Annotated in this window: 15 protein-coding genes and 1 other RNA gene; 9 read left to right on the forward strand and 7 right to left on the reverse strand. The window is 70.0% G+C overall.

From position 1 onward, the window contains the following. Window positions 1–271: 271 nt before the first annotated feature. The 4 genes from NL1_RS15820 to NL1_RS15835 form a co-directional block, all read right to left on the reverse strand. Window positions 272–2,161 carry a serine/threonine protein kinase gene (locus tag NL1_RS15820; protein WP_067840113.1) on the reverse strand — a complete coding sequence of 630 codons (1,890 nt, stop codon included), beginning with the start codon at window positions 2,159–2,161 and terminating at the stop codon, window positions 272–274. Then, on the reverse strand, window positions 2,158–4,047 hold the full coding sequence (locus NL1_RS15825) for a serine/threonine-protein kinase (RefSeq protein WP_067840114.1): 1,890 nt from the start codon (window positions 4,045–4,047) through the stop codon (window positions 2,158–2,160). Before NL1_RS15825 ends, NL1_RS15820 begins: the two co-directional genes overlap by 4 nt. 22 nt (window positions 4,048–4,069) lie before the next feature. Continuing rightward, on the reverse strand, window positions 4,070–5,224 hold the full coding sequence (locus NL1_RS15830) for a DUF7373 family lipoprotein (RefSeq protein ID WP_067840116.1): 1,155 nt from the start codon (window positions 5,222–5,224) through the stop codon (window positions 4,070–4,072). A gap of 98 nt (window positions 5,225–5,322) precedes the next feature. Beyond that, window positions 5,323–7,281 (reverse strand): serine/threonine protein kinase, encoded by a 1,959-nt coding sequence (locus tag NL1_RS15835; RefSeq protein WP_156094879.1) that lies wholly within the window; start codon window positions 7,279–7,281, stop codon window positions 5,323–5,325. Between the two features lie 194 nt (window positions 7,282–7,475). Between NL1_RS15835 and panB the strand changes: the two genes are divergently transcribed. The 4 genes from panB to NL1_RS15855 all read left to right on the forward strand — a co-directional run bounded on the left by panB (window position 7,476) and on the right by NL1_RS15855 (window position 10,786). Continuing rightward, window positions 7,476–8,333, forward strand: coding sequence for a 3-methyl-2-oxobutanoate hydroxymethyltransferase (panB, locus tag NL1_RS15840; protein WP_067840171.1), 858 nt, complete (start codon window positions 7,476–7,478; stop codon window positions 8,331–8,333). Between the two features lie 165 nt (window positions 8,334–8,498). Next, window positions 8,499–8,945: a hypothetical protein gene (locus NL1_RS15845; RefSeq protein WP_067840120.1), complete on the forward strand. Its 447-nt coding sequence runs from the start codon at window positions 8,499–8,501 to the stop codon at window positions 8,943–8,945. Then, window positions 8,945–9,907, forward strand: coding sequence for a prolyl aminopeptidase (gene pip, locus NL1_RS15850; RefSeq protein ID WP_067840122.1), 963 nt, complete (start codon window positions 8,945–8,947; stop codon window positions 9,905–9,907). Before NL1_RS15845 ends, pip begins: the two co-directional genes overlap by 1 nt. A gap of 3 nt (window positions 9,908–9,910) precedes the next feature. Beyond that, complete coding sequence (locus tag NL1_RS15855) at window positions 9,911–10,786, forward strand: CHAD domain-containing protein (protein WP_067840124.1); 876 nt, start codon at window positions 9,911–9,913, stop codon at window positions 10,784–10,786. A gap of 91 nt (window positions 10,787–10,877) precedes the next feature. Here NL1_RS15855 and NL1_RS15860 read toward each other — a convergent pair whose 3' ends face one another. Together NL1_RS15860 and NL1_RS15865 are read right to left on the reverse strand one after the other, a co-directional pair. Continuing rightward, a complete protein-coding gene (locus tag NL1_RS15860) occupies window positions 10,878–12,314 on the reverse strand; it encodes an RNB domain-containing ribonuclease (RefSeq protein WP_084510635.1) in 1,437 nt (478 codons plus the stop codon). A gap of 11 nt (window positions 12,315–12,325) precedes the next feature. Next, window positions 12,326–12,658: a hypothetical protein gene (locus NL1_RS15865; protein ID WP_067840126.1), complete on the reverse strand. Its 333-nt coding sequence runs from the start codon at window positions 12,656–12,658 to the stop codon at window positions 12,326–12,328. Between the two features lie 415 nt (window positions 12,659–13,073). Here NL1_RS15865 and NL1_RS15870 point away from each other — a divergent pair, with 415 nt between their 5' ends. Both NL1_RS15870 and NL1_RS15875 read left to right on the forward strand, forming a co-directional pair. Next, complete coding sequence (locus NL1_RS15870; RefSeq protein WP_067840128.1) at window positions 13,074–13,466, forward strand: hypothetical protein; 393 nt, start codon at window positions 13,074–13,076, stop codon at window positions 13,464–13,466. 172 nt (window positions 13,467–13,638) lie between these two features. Then, the gene (locus NL1_RS15875) at window positions 13,639–13,899 is read left to right on the forward strand and encodes a hypothetical protein (RefSeq protein WP_067840130.1); all 261 of its coding nucleotides are present in this window, start codon (window positions 13,639–13,641) and stop codon (window positions 13,897–13,899) included. Window positions 13,900–13,964: 65 nt separating this feature from the next. Here NL1_RS15875 and rnpB read toward each other — a convergent pair. Next, window positions 13,965–14,380, reverse strand: an RNA gene (gene rnpB / locus NL1_RS15880) — RNase P RNA component class A. A 64-nt stretch (window positions 14,381–14,444) separates the two neighbouring features. On the opposite strand from rnpB, the gene NL1_RS15885 reads away from it, so the two are divergent. The 3 genes from NL1_RS15885 to NL1_RS15895 all read left to right on the forward strand — a co-directional run bounded on the left by NL1_RS15885 (window position 14,445) and on the right by NL1_RS15895 (window position 16,703). Next, on the forward strand, window positions 14,445–15,332 hold the full coding sequence (locus NL1_RS15885) for an alpha/beta hydrolase (protein ID WP_067840131.1): 888 nt from the start codon (window positions 14,445–14,447) through the stop codon (window positions 15,330–15,332). A gap of 144 nt (window positions 15,333–15,476) precedes the next feature. Then, entirely contained in the window at window positions 15,477–15,995 is a 519-nt protein-coding gene (locus NL1_RS15890; protein WP_067840133.1) for a TrmH family RNA methyltransferase, read from the forward strand. A 135-nt stretch (window positions 15,996–16,130) separates the two neighbouring features. After that, window positions 16,131–16,703 carry an NUDIX hydrolase gene (locus NL1_RS15895; RefSeq protein WP_067840135.1) on the forward strand — a complete coding sequence of 191 codons (573 nt, stop codon included), beginning with the start codon at window positions 16,131–16,133 and terminating at the stop codon, window positions 16,701–16,703. Window position 16,704: the final 1 nt, after the last annotated feature.

Genomic DNA, 16,704 nt, shown 5'->3' on the forward strand with positions numbered 1-16,704 from the left:
CTCGGCCCGACGATCCAGGACCGAACGGTTGATGCCATTTCGCGATCACGCCGGCCTGGTACCTGTCCACATACGTTGGGCACACAATCCAACCAAAGGTCACCGTCAGCCAGTTCACCACGACCAACGTCACCCCGGTCGGTCCACCAGGCACGCAGGTCGGGTGAATGAAGGTCACGTCCGGTCGGTCTGGCGGGATGGAGGGGGCCTTCGGTCGGTTACGGCGCCGACCGTTCTGGACCCGGCACCAGCACTGTCCGGCGCGGCGACCTCACCGCCCGGGCAGCTGTGCGACGGCCGACACCAGCACCCGTTCGGCCATCCGGCAATACTCGTCCCGCGCCCCCGCCGCACCGCTCAACTCGACCGCGACGAGTTCGGCCTCCGCCGGCTCGGTTTCGCGGAATCGGTAGCTCATCTCGCACGAGGCGCGGTCGGAGGACGGCTTGTCCGGGTAGAGGTCGAGTCCGTCGACGGTGGTCGCGGCGGAGTCGTCCACCTCGCCACGGGACATAGTCAACTGAAGTTCCATGCGGCCCGACCACGCGCATGTGTGGGCGCCGGCGATCGTCGGCTGTGGCGGCAACGGGCCGATCATGGCGTCGACGGAATCGCGGTCGAGCAGCGCGCACGGGTCCAATCGAACGAGCGAGGATTCGGCATCCGGGTTGGCGGGCGCCGCGGCGAGGGTCCGCGCGAGCACAGCGGCGACCCCATCGATCGCCGGATCGCATTTCTCCGAGCGGTCGTACGGCAGCGAGAGGCTCAGCACGATGCCCGTTCGGCGCTCGGCGCCGGCGTTGGCGATGGCGCGGGTGCACGCGGCCGAGGATCCGTAGATGACCGGGACGCCGTCGACCAGGGTCCGGTGCGGGGTCATGTACTCGAGGTGTTCCCCGAGCGTCAGCCTGATGGAGTGGCGATTCGCGCTGCCGAAGCAGCCCCAGTCCGAGGTCGGCGCCAGCTTCCACGCCGCCGTGGGCACCGGGCCCGCCTGCAAGGGAATCGATTCGCCCAGCGCGGATTTCAGCCAGGCGCAGGCATCGATGCGCCGCGCCTGGTCGAGGGACAGTGCGGTGAGAGGCCCGGCAGGCGGATCCTCCCTGAGCACGAAGTACCCGCCACTCGCCGCGACCAGCAGGACAACCAACCCGATCGCCGAGGCGACCCTGGCGCGCTTGCTCAGCATTTCGACGCGACGACGGCCGGCGCGCGCGAAGTCGGTCAGCACGGCCGCCGGCTTGCGCGCGGGAGTCTCCCGATCCGCGGGAAGCGCGGCGAGCAGACCGGCGACCTGCTGTTCCCGGCGCCCGATGGTGTCCAGCACCGCGGGCGGCCAGGGCGTGGGCGCGGCCTGCGGTGCGAGGTACTCGCGCAACTGGGCGGCGGTCGGGCGGGCCCGCGGCTCCTTGCGCAGACATGCCGCGATCAGCGGGCGCAGCGACTCGGGTACCCGGCTCAGATCGGGCTCGTGCTGGGCGATGTTGAACAGTGTGTACGGCACCGAGGCGGCGGCGAACGGGCTCGCACCGGAGGCGGCGAACGCCAGCACCGAGCCGAAGGCGAACACATCCGAGGCCGGGGTGAGTTCGGCCGCCATCGTCTGCTCGGGCGACAGGAAGTCGGGAGGGCCCGCGATCGCGTCGGGTCGGCGCGCCGCTTCGGCGAAGTCGGCGACGGAGGGCAGTCCGGTATCGGTGAGGCGCAAGCCGTCCCCGGTGAGGGTGACCGTGTCCGGCCGCAGCGCACGGTGCACGAGGCCCGCGGCGTGGATCGTGCACAGCGCGTCCGCCAGCGCCGCGGCCAGCGTGCGGACGGCCTGCTCCGCGAGCGGACCGTGCGCCGTGACCGCCTCGTTCAGCCCGACGCCCGCGACGAAAGGCGCAGCGACCCAGGGCACCTCGGCATCGGCGTCCAGGTCGAACACTGGTGTGACGTGGGATCCGGCGAGCCGGGTCGCGGCCACCGCACCGTGGCGCAGCCCGATACGGAATGCCGGTTCGGTGCGCAGGAACTCCGGCGCCGTCCGGACGACGAACACGCCGTTGTCCGGGCCGACGGCGAGGAAGGCCGGGTACACCACGGTGGGACCGAGGGTGGCGAGCAGGTGGTAACGGCCTATGTGCCGCTGGGCGTCGGCGGCGAGCGGTTCGATGTTCATGACTTCGGCAACTTCGGAATGACGGAACTCATCACCCGCGCGGCGCGATCACAGGCGCCGGGCTGAATCTTGTCCGGTGCGGGAAACAGGTCGATGTGGACGATCTCGGCCTTGTCGCCGCGAGTCGGACGCACCATGAGCGTGAGATAGCACCGGTACGGAAGTTCCTCGACGAAGACGGTGCGGCCGCCGATCTCCCTGGTGCTCTTCACGCCGAGCCCGGACTTGGCCGCTCTGGCGGCGCTGTCCGGGCGCGGGGCTTCCTTCAGTGCGAAATCCATGCCCCAATCCCGGCCGGTCACCTGGCAGCCGTGCGGGGAGCTCTGTTCTCGCTTGGCGGGATCGCCGAGTGCGTCCAGCTCGGTTTTCCTGTCGAGTATCGCGCACGGATCGAGGCGAAGTACGGAGTCGTCGGGCACCTCCCGCAGCGGCGGATTCACCGACAATCGGCGCACCACCGCACTCAGTGCGCGTTCGGCGAACGGGCAGCCGTTGCCTGCCGCGGTCATGTGGGCCTGTACCCGGACCGCCATGGACACCCCGTTCTGCGTCAGCACGGCCCGTTCACAGATGCGCGCCTCGGTGTCGTCGCCGAGCAACGGCATCCATCCCAGTGCCGTACCCGTCATCGAGAATATCTCGCGGGTCTCCCGCACCGAAATCCCCAGCCGCACACCGAAGGACACCTTCTTCCCGTCGGCGGTCGTATAGGCGATGTCGCAGCTGTTGCCGTTTTCCACGAGCTCCGCGGTGGGAGTGCCCAACTCGCCGAGCACATCGGGCTCCAGCAGCCTGCACGGGTCGAGGAGCCTGGCCTCGTCGGGCGTCAGCGCCAGCGCCGGTTCGGACATCGGGACCGCGTGCCCGGTCACGCCGCTCCCCCACGCGAGCGCGGCGCCGACACCGAGCACCGTCGCGAGGGCCATGGCAGCGATCACCCGAAGATGATTACGCCGCAATGGATTACGCGAGTCGGGTGGGTCTTCGACTGCGGCAACGGCGGCGCCGGTCGCCCACCGGATGGCCTCGTCCTGTGTTTCGGCGATGCGGCGGCGGACGCGCACCGGCCACATCGGTTCCGCGGCGATCGCTCCGGCCGCCTCCAGCAGCTGCTCCGGGGTAGGCCGCGCCACCGGATCCTTGGCCAGGCAGGCGTCGACCACCGGCCGCAGCGGGCCGGGGACGCCGCTGGTGTCGGGCGTGCGATACAGCACGTTGTAGAGGATCTGCGGCGTCGAAACCCCTTGGAAAGGGCTGGCTCCGGTCGCCGCCATCGCGAGAATCGTGCCCACCGAGAAGATGTCGCTCGCGGCACTCAGCGGACTGCATTCGGCCTGCTCCGGCGACATGTAGGCGGGCGACCCGACCACGGTGCCGGTCGCGGTCAGCTGCACGTCGTCTTCCAGCGCCCTGGCGATGCCGAAATCGATGACCCGCGGACCCTCGTTGGTGAGCAGCACATTGCTCGGTTTCAGATCCCGGTGCACCAGGCCCGTGCGATGAATCTCGATGAGCGCCATGGCCAGGCCGGTGGCCAGCAGCTTCAGCCCGCTGAGGTGCAGCGGTCCGAAGCTGTCCACCACCTCCTGCAATGCCGGGCCAGCGATGTATTCCGAAGCCAGCCAAGGGTTCTCGGCATCGGTGTCGACATCGACGACGCCCGCGGTGTAGGCGCCGGTGACCTGCTGGGAGGCGATCGCCTCGCGGCGGAAACGGTCACGGAATTCCGAACTTCCGGTCAGGTGCGCGTGAATCTGCTTCACCGCCACCAGTCGTCCGTCGCCCGCCTGCCCCAGCAGCACCTGGCCCATGCCGCCGCGGCCGATCACAGCCAGCATCCGGTACCGGCCCAGCCGGCCCGGGTCCTGTGGTCCCAGCGGTTTCACGCCGCGCCCTCGCTCTGCACCATCATCGGGATTCCGCGAGCACGGCCTGCTGCGCCTGCGCCAGCCAGCGAATGTCGGGATCGTCGTTGCTGAAGATCTGGGTGACGAACCGGCCCTCGACGATCAGGCAGGTGAACCGCCGCGCCTCGATCGCCTCCACACTGGGACGCAGCCGCCGGAAGCAGTGAGCGTCGCTCGGGCCGGACATCGCCACGTAGTTCCCGGCGGTGAGGCGTTGCACGGTCTGCTCGGCGTACGCGGCGGCGGAGTCGGGACCGGCGGTGCGATACAGGAACTTGTTGTGCGACACCGCCACCGCGTCGATCCCGCCTGCCAGATATTCCTGCGCCTGCCGGGCGGGATGGTCGACAAGCAGCGCGTAGGCGCGCGGACCGTACACGGCGAATGTCTGTTTGTCGGGGGCGTAGTCGCCCGTTTTGACCAGCCGCGGCAGCAGTGCGTCGCGGTCGAGCCGCAGACCGGGCAGGTCCGCGACGGGAGTCGGCGTGAACGTGCCGAGTTCGGCGAGCTGCGCGGTATATGTCCGGCTCACCACATCGGTGAGTTGCTGTTCGTTCGGTTCGGCGATTTTCGCGAACACCCGAAGTACGAGGTTCTTCCACACCATCCAGCTGCCGACCGTCGAGATGCCGGGCCGCCAATGGCTCAGGGCCGCAGGGAATCCGGGGACGGGCACCGGGACGTTGTCGACGTTGGCGGCGAAATCCTCCGCGGCCATGGCGGCGGCGGCCTGCTCGGCGGTCGCCTCGTCGGCGAAGGACAGGATCGTGATCGACAGCGACTTCTTCGCCTCCGCGTTGTGCTGGTCGACATCGGCGGCGATGGCGCCGAATCCGGCGTAGACGTCGAAGGACGACAGCGCCCGCAGCTGTGCTCCGGACAGCAGTTCCCGGACCCCGCGATGGTCGACGACCACTCCGCCGCCCCGTCCCCGGGTCAGGTCCGGATCGATCCGGTCGGCGAACAGGAGGCGTTCGCCGATGCGCAGCGATTCGACCAGGATGCCGCGGGCCAGACTGGGCGTGTCGTCGTAGTCGCCCTGGACCGGATGCACGGGGTACGGGTCGCGATCAGCGACATCGGTTCCGGCGCACGCGGTGCCGAGTCCGGCCGTCAACACGAGGAGCGCCAGTATGCGGCGCGAGCGGTACAGCACGAAGTCCCCTCCACCCGGACACTCGGCGGCGTCCGGCTCCTCCCTTGTTCTCCGCGGACGCTATCACCGAGGACCGGTTCGGGCCAGCGGTTCCGCTGTCACCGCGACGGCAAGCGGCTGACCATCGGCGCGAGGGCGGCGTCCACGAGCGGACACAGCTGTTCTCGCTTGCGTTGCGGATCGGCGAGTTCCACGGTGAGCACTTCGACGAAAGTGTCACCCAGCGAACGGAACCGGTACATCCGCGCGCACTGATTCAGGGTGGTGAAGTCCTCGTCGAACACCACGATCCCGTCGCCGAGGTCCACCGGCTTCGACAGCAGCGACAGGTCTCCCGTGCGCAGCTGCGCGAGCGTGACCCGCAGCCGCGCACCGCCCGGCCATCGGCACTCGTGCGCCGCCGACAGCGCGCCCTGTCCCGTCACGCCCAGCGCCGACAACTCCGAATCACGAACCAGCGCACAGGGATCCACGGACGACAGCGATTGCGCCGCCGCCGGGTCGCGGGGCAGCTCGCCCAGTGTCGCGGTCAAGCTCGTGAGCGTGTGTTCGGCCAACGCGCAGTCACCGCGCGCGGCCGTGTCGACGACGATGCCCAGCCGCCGCGCCGCCGGGCCGTTGTCGACGCCGAGGGCGCAGTCGGCGCCGCGCCGCACCTGTGCCAAGCCGTTGACGATGCGACCGGTCGCGGTGAACCCCTCCGTGGCCGCCCCGAGAGTGAGGGTCATCCGGCCCGCGGCGGAGGAGCCGTCGCACCCCCAGGCCGAGGTCGGTTGCCACACCCAGGAATCCGCGGCCATCGGGGCGCCGCCCATCACGTCGGCGGGCAGTGTCGGGCCGAGCGCCGCCCGCAGCCACGCGCAGGCGTCGACTCCGCGCAGCTGCGCCGCGTCGGGGACGGTCGCGGTCGGACCGGCCGCCGCGGGCGTTGAGACGGCGTCGTTTCCCCCGCGCAGGGTGAACGCCGTCACCCCGGCCGCGAGCGCGAGCGCGACGACACCGAACACCACTGCCAGGCGAGCGTTCACGCGCCGTCTCGGCGGGGTCGGCGCGACGACGGGAAGCGGCCGGTGCTGAGGCCCGCCGGTGAGCGCCGACCCTGTGATGACCTGGGTCGCCTCCGGGTCGGCGACCGCCTGCGTCAGACGCGCGCCGCGTGCCTCGATCTCGGCATGCACCGCCGCGGGCCACGGCCGCGCTTGCACCGGAAGGACCCCGAGGTAGTCCAGGATCCGGGCGGGCGTCGGCCGATCGTCCTGGTGTTTGCGCAGGCACCAGCCGACCAGGTCCCGCAGCTCGGACGGCACCAGGTCGAGCTCGGCCTCGCGATGCACGACGTTGAACATGGTGTACGGGGCCGAGGCGGCGGCGAACGGGTTCTCGCCGGTCGCGGCCATGAACAGCAGCGTGCCCAGCGAGAAGATGTCGCTCGCGCCGGTCAGCGGTTCGCCGGTCGCCTGTTCCGGCGACATGTAGGCGGGCGATCCGATCAGCGCACCGGCCTCGGTGAGCCCGCCGGCCTCGGTGGGCTGGGCGATGCCGAAGTCGATCACCCGGGGACCGTCGGCGGCGAGAATCACGTTGGCGGGCTTGAGGTCCCGATGGATCAGGCCGGTGCCGTGGATGGAATGCAGCGCCGAGGCCAGGCCCGAGGCCAAGATGCGCACGGCGGGCGGCGGCAGCGGTCCGAAGTCGTCGACCGCGCGATCCAGCGGCACCCCGGAGATGAACACCGACGCCAGCCAGGGGGCCGGACCGGTCAGCTGGAAGTCGATGAGCGCGGCGGTGAACGCGCCGGACACACGCGTCGAGACCCTGATCTCGCGCTCGAATCGCGCGCGGTACTCGGCATCGTCGACCAGGTGCGGATGGATCTGCTTGATCGCGACGAAGCGGCCGTCCGGGCCGACGCCGAGCAGAACCCGCCCCATTCCGCCCGCGCCGAGCACCCCGAGGATGCGGTAGCGACCGATCACGGTCGGCTCGTTCGGCGACATCGGCTCGATCACGACGGCGACTCCCCATTCCCCCGCCCGCTCCCGCGGGTCTACCGGCACGACGACACCGCGGCGCGTCGGCCGTGAAACTAGCACTCCGCGCCCGGTGTCACCATCGCGCGAACGCCCGATCCTGTGACCAATCGCACCGCTCGGCGCCCTTAAGCGGCGGTCGAGACGGGTGGCACACTGGAGGCGTCAGATAACCCGGGGACCCGCCAGGGCCTCGAGGCGACAATACGAAAGGGACGATGATGTCCGTATCCGATGCGGAAACCCCTGCCTACGGCGCGGCTGGAGCCGAGACCAAGAAGGCACGGCGCAAGACGCGAGTCCCCCACCTTCAGCAGATGAAGGCCGACGGTGAGCGCTGGGCGATGCTCACCGCCTACGACTACTCCTCGGCCCGCCTCTTCGAAGAGGCGGGCATTCCGGTGCTCCTGGTCGGCGACTCCGCCGCCAACGTGGTGTACGGGTACGACACCACGGTGCCGATCACCGTGGACGAGCTGATCCCGCTGGTGCGCGGCGTGGTGCGCGGCGCTCCGCACGCGCTGGTGGTGGCCGATCTGCCGTTCGGCACCTACGAGTCCTCCCCGCAGCAGGCGCTGGCGACGGCGACGCGGTTCATGAAGGAGGGCGGCGCGCACGCGGTGAAGCTGGAGGGCGGCGAGCGGGTCGCCGAGCAGATCGCGATGATCACCGCGGCGGGCATCCCGGTGATGGCGCACATCGGCTTCACCCCGCAGAGCGTCAACACCCTCGGCGGCTTCCGTGTCCAGGGCCGCGGCGACGGCGCCGAGCAGCTCATCGCCGACGCCATCGCGGTGCAGGAGGCGGGCGCGTTCTCGGTGGTGATGGAGATGGTTCCCGCCGAGCTGGCCGGGCAGGTCACCCGCAAGCTGACCATCCCGACCGTTGGCATCGGCGCGGGCGCCGAGTGCGACGCCCAGGTGCTGGTCTGGCAGGACATGGCGGGCTACACCAGCGGCAAGACCGCCAAGTTCGTCAAGCGGTTCGCCGAGGTCGGCGACCAATTGCGCACGGCGGCAGCGACCTACGCCGACGAGGTGCGCCGCGGCGTCTTCCCCGCCGCCGAGCACAGCTTCTGATCGAACGACCGGTCGAGCGGCGCGGGCTTCCCGTCGCGCCGCTCGACCGGCCTCGCTGCCCGTCACCTGGGGGCCGCCTCGGTGCGGAAACCGAGCGGTACGGGCCGCTCACAGCAAACAATGGCAGACTCGATGCCGACATTCTCGACACGAGCAGAGGTACCGATGCCGCACCGCCGTTGGATTTCCCGTAGCACTTCGCTGGTGGTCGCCGCGTTCGCCGCCGTGACACTCGCCGCGTGCGGAACGAACGGGAACCCCGAGCCCACCGGGAGCACCGGAACGACCACCTCGGCGCCCGCGTCGGCGACCACGACCGCCCAGGGCACCGGCACCCAGAAGCCGACGACCGAGGTCACCGACGCCGCCGCCAAGCAGCTGTGCGACGCGATCCGGCCCGAACTGTCCAACTTCCGGGTGCAGGGCCCGACGCTGGGTCGGATCGGCCTCAATCTGATCGTCCACCCGTGGGGTCTGCAGAACGGCATCGACGTGCTCGGCAACAAGGCCGTCGTCGACACCGTCACCGTCAAGAGCTGCCCGGACGTGCACCAGCAGGCCATCGAGGCGCTACAGACGCCGGACCTGGCCTCGATCATCGTGGGCCTGTGATGCGCACCCTCTACCCACCGATCGAGCCGTACGAATCGGGCCTGCTCGACGTGGGTGACGGCCAGTCGGTGTACTGGGAGGTCAGCGGCAACCCCGAGGGCAAGCCGGTGGTGTTCCTGCACGGCGGCCCCGGCGGCGGCACCGCACCGTTCCACCGGCAGTTCTTCGATCCCTCGGCCTATCGCATCGTGCTGTTCGACCAGCGCGGCTGCGGGCGGTCCACACCGCACATCGCCGACGGCGCCGACCTCGCGCACAACACGACCTGGCATCTGGTCGCCGACATCGAGGCGCTGCGCGAGCATCTCGGCGTCGACCGGTGGCAGGTGTTCGGCGGCTCGTGGGGCTCCACGCTGGCGCTGGCGTACGCGCAGAAGCACCCGGAGCGCGTCACCGAGCTGGTGCTGCGCGGCATCTTCCTGTTGCGGCGCAAGGAAATCGACTGGTACTACAACGGCGCCGCGGGCAACGTCTATCCGGACGAGTGGGAGAAGTTCCTGGCACCGGTGCCGGAGTCCGAACGCGACGGCGATCTGGTCGAGGCGTACCACCGGCTGCTGCACTCCCCCGATCCCGAGGTCGCCACGGCGGCCGCGATCGCGTGGTCGGTGTGGGAGGGCGCCACCAGTTCGCTACTGCCGCACCCGGATCGAGTCGCCGAAACCGGTGAGCCGCGGTTCGCGCTGGCGTTCGCGCGCATCGAAAACCACTACTTCCGGCACGGCGGTTTCCTGACCGAAGGGCAGCTGCTGCGGGATGTCGGCGTCCTCTCGCATCTGCCGGTCGTCATCGTGCAGGGCCGCCACGACATCGTCTGCCCGGCCGTGAGCGCCTGGGATCTGCACCGCGCCTGGCCCGGTTCGCAACTACACATCGTCGACGACGCGGGCCACGCGGCCAACGAGCCCGGCATCGTCGACCGGCTGGTCCAAGCCACCGACGACTTCGCGAAGGTGAGCTGAGCCATGGTGGCCGCTGCCGGAGACGCCCTCATCGCCGCGCTGCGCGACGATGTCGACCGGCTGCTGGCCGCCGAGCCCGATGTGCGCGCGGACGCGCCGGATTCGGTCCATCAGATGCGGGTCGCCACGCGGCGGCTGCGCAGTGTGCTGCGCTCGTATCGCAGCCTGTTCCGCAAGGAACCCGCCGCCGAGATCGGCGCGGAGCTGAGATGGCTGGCCGCGCTGCTCGGTGTCGCCCGCGACGCGGAGGTGCGGGCCGATCGCTTCGCCGACCTGCTCAGCGAGCACGGCGACGAGGTGCCGGACGCCGACGTGGTGACCGACCGGCTGGTGGCGGCCGAACGCGCGCGCTACGACGCCGCGCACGCCGAGGTGCTCGCCGCGCTCGACACCGACCGCTACCGCGCGCTGCGCAAGCGCCTGACCCACTGGCGCACCGAACCGCCGCTGCGGCCCACCCGCGCCGCGGTGCCCGCCACGGATTTCTTCGGCGTGGTGTTGCTGCGCGATCACGAGCGGCTGGACGCGCTCATCCGGCACGAGCCGTCGGTGCCAGGGGCCGAACGCATCGAGACGCTGCACGATATCCGCAAGAGCGCCAAGCGTTTACGGTATTCCAGCGAGGCCGCCGAAAAGATCATCGGTGACTCCGCCGCCGATCTCGGCCATCGCGCCAAGCGCTTGCAGACCGTGCTCGGCGACCACCGCGACGCGATCGAATCCGGCGAGGCGATCATCGAGCGGGCGGCGCAAGCCGAAGCAGCGGGCGAAGACACCACCACCTACCGCCGCCTCACCGCGGCCGAGCACACCGCCGCCGACCGCGCCCTGGCGCGCTACCCCGAAGCCGCCGAAGCACTCTCGACCAGCCTCTGGTAAACCCCAGCCGTCCCGCAACACTTCGCACCCCGTCTACACCCTTCGCAGCGCGTACAACCGCTGCGAGGGGTGTGAACGGTCTGCGAGGACTTCAGGCGACGAAGGCGAAGCCGATCTTGCGGGTGACCGGGTCGGCGCGGGTCAGGCGGACGCGGACGGCCGCGCCTTCGGGCGAGGTGCCGGTGCAGGGGCCGAGTACCGGTGGGTCGGCGATGAAGACCTCCGCGGGGCGGTTGCCGTTGGACTCGCGGACGACCACGGCATCGAACTCGGCGTCGGGGCGTTGGGCGAGCAGGGTGGCCTCGGTGAGGTCGATGCAGGCACGGTCCACCTTGCCGGAGACTCCGTCGGTGCGCTTCATGGTGTCGACGGTCGGATCCAGTCCGTCCCGAACCCATTGCGGCACCGGGACGCCCGCGCAGTGCGCCAGGCAGATCTCGGTGGCGAAGCGGTCGGCGAGGCGGCGCAGCGGAGCCGTCACGTGGGCGTAGGGGGCGCCGATCGCGCCGTGCGCCACATCCTCCGGCTCCGATCCGTTCACCACGGTGTAGGCGGCGCCGCGCAGCAGGCCGGTGGTCTCCGACATGAGCACCAGGGCGGCGGGGGTGTTGGGGTCGAGCCCGGCCAGCATGCGGCCCACCGGCTGATCCGCGGGCCATGCCACGCCCAGCGCCGCGGCGGTGCGGCGCAGGGACGCGACGGCGGATTCAGCGGGCGGCGGCATGGTGCGCAGCAGGCCGATCCGCTGCCCTCCGGTGTCGGCGCCGTCGAGCATGATGCGCGCCGCGCACATGCCGGTCAGCAGGGAGACCTGCTCGTTCCAGTCGTCGGCCGCGGTGCGCGGCTCCAGGACGAGCCGCCAGTGTCCGTCGTTCGCGTCGTCGCGGATGACGCTCTGAGCGGGCAGTCGCAGCCCGATCGCGCCGCGGGCCAGCCCGGCCTCGATGCGCCGCGTGCCGAATTCCGGCAGGGCTGCGATCGAGGGGTGCAGCCGGCCCGCGTCGGCGTCGGCTTGGACGCCCGCGTAGTCGAGTCGCGCGCGGGAGCGGACGGTCGCACGCGCCACCGACCAGGTCCGCGGTTCGGCGTTCTCGTCGAGTTCGATGGTCCACAGGGCCGCGGGCCTGGTCTGCTCGGGCAGCAGGCTCGCCGCGCCCTCCGAGAGCACGGGCGGGTGCAACGGCACCGTGCCGTCCGGGAGGTAGTAAGTCTGGCCCCTCGCGCCCGATTCTCTGGCGAGCGCACCGTCGGGGGCGATCACGGCGCCGACGTCGGCGATCGCGTAGTGCAGGGTGAAACCGGAGGCGCTGCGCTCCAGGTGGAGGGCTTGGTCGAGGTCCATGGCGCCCGGCGGGTCGATCGTCACCAGCTCGATATCGGTGCGATCGATCCGGTCGCCCGCGAACGCGTCCACCGCGTCGCGGGCTTCCACGGCGGCCTCGGCGGGGTACGCCGAGGCCAAACCGAATTCGGATCGGATGGCGCCGAAATCGACCGGCGCCGAGATGATCCGCTGGTGCAGTTCCACGTAGAAATACGTTACTGCAGTGCCAGCATCGTGCCGTTCAGCTCGTTGAACGGACCGAACACCGTGAACGTCACCCGACCTGTCGGATACGTCGCGGACAGGTCGGCCGCGGCATCGAGCGCCTCGCCGAACGAGGACGCCGACGGATGCGGAAGACCGGCAATTGTCAGGCCGAAATTGTTCTCGGCCACCCACTTGGTGTCGGCGGGACTGAGGTCGACCTGCACCCCGCCGGGAAGCGGAGTCAGCGCGACCGCATTGGCGGACCCGGCGCCCAGGGCGGCGAAAACCGATGCGGCCCCGGCGATGAGCGCGCCGGCGACCAGTGAACGAACTACCCGCATAGAGTTGAGACCTGCTTCCGCAATCGAAGTATGAATGGCCCGTTGCAGCCCGGCATCGGGCCTGCCAACGGCGACTACTGTATGACGAAGGTCACGATCTAGCCAGTTCCGTACAAACCGCCCGGCCCGGCTCGTCGTGTCGCGCCGGACTGCTAGGGTTCGGGGCCGGTGCGGGCCGTGATCTCACCGCCCATTCCGAAGTGACCCCGTACGTCGACAATTGGGAGTTATGCACTGATGTCATCGATCATCTTCGACTACCTCATGCCGCTGCTCGGCCCCGAGCAGGCTGCCTACTGGGCGCAGGTCTTCATGGTCGATCCCACCTGATCTCACAGAGAACGCCACACGCCCGTCGCCTTCCGTTAACCACACGGAAGGCGACTTTCGTCGGGTGCCGCTAGCATCCCGCACCGTGAGAAGAACTTCCGCCGCCATCGCGGTCAGCACTGCCCTCTTCGCCCTGCTCGTGGCAGGTTGCAGCAGCGACGACAAGGCCACCGACGCGACGTCCGCCACCTCCGCTGCCGCTTCCCCCGCCGCCCAGCCCAACGGCGCCGCCGTGCCCGACAGCGCCAAGGCGGGCATGTTCGTGGTGAGCTACCGCAGCGCCTTCCCGAAGCTGGCCGACGGCCGCAGCGACGCGCAGGTCGCCGACATCTTCACCGGCACGTGCAAGGACATCAAGGACGGCAAGGCCGAGGACGCCGTCGTCCAGGGCATCGTCGAGCGCACCAAGTCCGGCCCGGCCACCGCGACCAAGGAAGAAGCGCAGGCCATCTACACCACGGCCAAGTACCTCTGCTGAGCCCCGCCGACGCGGGCCGCACGTGAACGGCGCGCGGTCCGCTCAGCGGACCGACCGGTGGTCAGCGACCCCCTTGCCAGTGCTTAATCGAGACGCCGCTTCGCTCCCGCGAGTGACAACCCGCCCGCGACGTAGCGGCGACCCGGTTGATCGACGAGTCGAGGGGAGAAGTATGAAACGCACCAGCCTGCGCACTGCTTTCGCAGCAGCGGCCATCACGACATCTCTGATTCTCGGTTCCGGCGGGGCGATCGCGGCCCCAGATCCCGCGCCCGTCGCGCCCGTGAGCGAGTTGGCTCCCGCACTGCCGGTCCAGCCCGCCGGATTGGGATTGACCTTCGTGTGGCTCGGCCCGCTCGCGCCGGTGGTCGCGGGCTTCCTCTGCATACCCACGGTCTTGGTCCCGCCCGCCTTCCCAGTCTGCTTGGTCTGATTCACCGAGCTCTGGCGAGTGCATTCGGCGCCCGCGATCACGCGAATCGCGGGCGCCGAGTGCGGCGGACGAGCTGGTCTGTAAGCCGGATCCTGTTCCCGGTTCGCACCGGGCGGCGACCATCCATCTGGGCACACCGTCGCCGGGTGCCTCGAGCGGCCCACCCGCAGGCTCGGGCGAGCAGCCCTCGAACGCCTGCGCAGCCGCACTCCGAGGAGTGCGACCTTCGACCTTGCTCCGGGCGGGGTTTACCGAGCCGCCCCGGTCACCCGGGGCGCTGGTGCGCTCTTACCGCACCGTTTCACCCTCACCGCACGCCCCCGAAGGGGCGCGGGCGGTCTGTTTTCTGTGGCACTGTCCCGCGGGTCACCCCGGGTTGCCGTTAGCAACCGCCCTGCTCTGTGGAGTCCGGACTTTCCTCGGCGACGGGCAGCGGCACCAGTGTGCCCGTTCCCATCGCCGCGGCCGCCCGACCAACTCGTCCGCGCGTGCAAGGATACTCCCCGGCAGGTGAGCGACCGCTCGCGCCAGTACGGTTAGACGTCATGGAACGTCTCGAGGTCAGTTTTCCCTCAGGTGGACAGCAGTGTGCCGCCTGGCTGTATCCTCCCGCAGGCGTCCCCAAGCCCCGTCCGCTCGTGGTGATGGGGCACGGTCTGGGGGGCACGCGGGATATGGGATTGGACAGGTACGCACGGAGATTCGCCGCCGCGGGCATGGCCGTGCTGGTATTCGATTATCGACATTTCGGTGCGAGCCAAGGTGATCCGCGTCAGCTGCTGAACATCGCGCGGCAGCGTGCGGACTGGCGGGCCGCGATCGCGTTCGCGCGCACGCTGCGTGGCATCGACAAGACCCGAATCGCGCTGTGGGGTACGTCTTTCGGCGGCGGGCACGTGCTGACGGTGGCGCCGGAGGACGATTACATCGCCGCCGTGGTCGCCCAGGTGCCGTTCACCAGCGGGTGGGCTTCGGCGTGGGCCAAGGGGCCGATCAGCATGACCAAGGTCACCACCCTCGCCGCCACTGACCTGATCGTCGGCCCGCTGCGGCGCAAGCCGGTGCGCATCAAGCTGGCCGGACGCAAGCGGGCCGCGGCGCTGATGAGCGCCGCGGACGTGCCGGAGGGTCACGGAAGGCTGGCCGAGGAGAGCGAGACCTACGAGCCGAAAGTGGCCGCGCGCATCGCTTTTCCCGCTCTGTTCGACTCACCGGGCAGGCATGCCAAGTCGCTGAAGGTGCCGGTGTTCTACGCGGTGGCCGACAACGATTCGATCGCGCCCGCCAAGCCGACGCTCAAGGCGGCCGAGCGCACCAAGCACGCGGTCGTGAAGCGTTATCCCGTCGGGCATTTCGACGTGTACTTCGACGATGTCTTCGAGCAGGCCGTCTACGACCAGACCGAATTTCTGGTCTCGGTACTGCGGCCGTGAGCACCGGCCCCGGCGCACTTCCGGTGCGCCGGGGCGGGTATCGTATCGGGTACCGGATTCCTTCTGCGATGGCCCCGATGCGCCGCGAAGCATCGTCTCGATGAAACTTCTTGTCTCCCTGGGGAAGGGTCTTCCCGTCCAGCGATGACCGCCGCGCGGTTGCGAACCCGCCCGGAACTGCGCAACCAGCGGCGGAAACGCGCGCACGGCTGCTGGAATCATCTGATCGCCGCGCCGCTGTGGCCCAAACACAGTGCCAATCTCGGCACGCTGCTGCGCACCTGCGACGCGGTCGGCGCGTGTATGGCCGTGCCGCGCCGTCCGTGGGTGCCGGACGCGCTGAACCAGGGAAACACGTTGCGCCACCGGCAGTGTGTGCACTGGGTGGACGGGCGAGTGGACCGCTGGCTGGCGCGTCAGCGGGCGGGTGGTTCGGCCGTGGTGGGCGTGGAGCTCACCGACGAATCCATCCGGCTGGCCGATCTACCGACCGCACGGAAGCGCACGGTCATGGTGCTCGGTCACGAGATCGACGGGATTCCGCCGGAGGGACTCGAGCTGCTCGACGTGGCGGTGGAGATCCCGATGGTGGGCACCGGGCACAGTCTCAATGTGGCGGTGGCGGGATCGCTGGTGTTGTACAAGCTCGCCGGGCTTTGCTAGCGGAGACAGGTCGGCGAGGCCAGGTCGCCCACTTCACCGCGGCTTGTCGGCCCCTACCAGCAGGTGTGCAGTTGGGGCAGTCGGGACCCAACGGTCGGGCGGGTTTGTCGGTGACCAGGGCTACAGTCGCGGGCCATGAACGCTGCGACTGCCGCGGTTGCCGACATCGTGCGCGGGATTGCTCCCTGCGACGAGCTCGAGCGCGAGCACATCGCGACCACGCTGGACTGGCTCGCGTCGACCGATGACGTGTTCCGCAGGGAGAAACCGGCCGTGCCGCCACGACATCTGGTGGCGTACACGGTGCTGGTGGATCCGGTGGCGCGGGCGGTGTTCCTCGGGCGGCACCGGCTGGCCGGGCTGTGGCTGCCGATGGGCGGTCACCTCGACCCGGGCGAGCATCCGCAGGCGGCGGCCCGGCGCGAGGCCTGCGAAGAACTGGGTATCGCCGCCGAATTCGACGTGGTCGGCCCCGCGCCGTTGTTCCTCACCGTGACCACCACCATCGGCATTCACAGCGGCCACGAAGACGTGAGCCTCTGGTACGTGATCCGGGGCGATCGCACTCGCGAATACCGCCTCGACCCCCGCGAATTCGGCGGCGGCCGCTGGTGGGACGTCGACCGCTTCGCGGTGCCGGAATCCGATCCGCATTTCGCCCGCTTCCTGACGAAGCTGGAGACCGTCCTCGGACCCGTCGCGAGCTAGT

It is taken from the genome of Nocardia lijiangensis NBRC 108240 (genome assembly GCF_001613045.1).
Lineage (GTDB): Bacteria > Actinomycetota > Actinomycetes > Mycobacteriales > Mycobacteriaceae > Nocardia > Nocardia lijiangensis.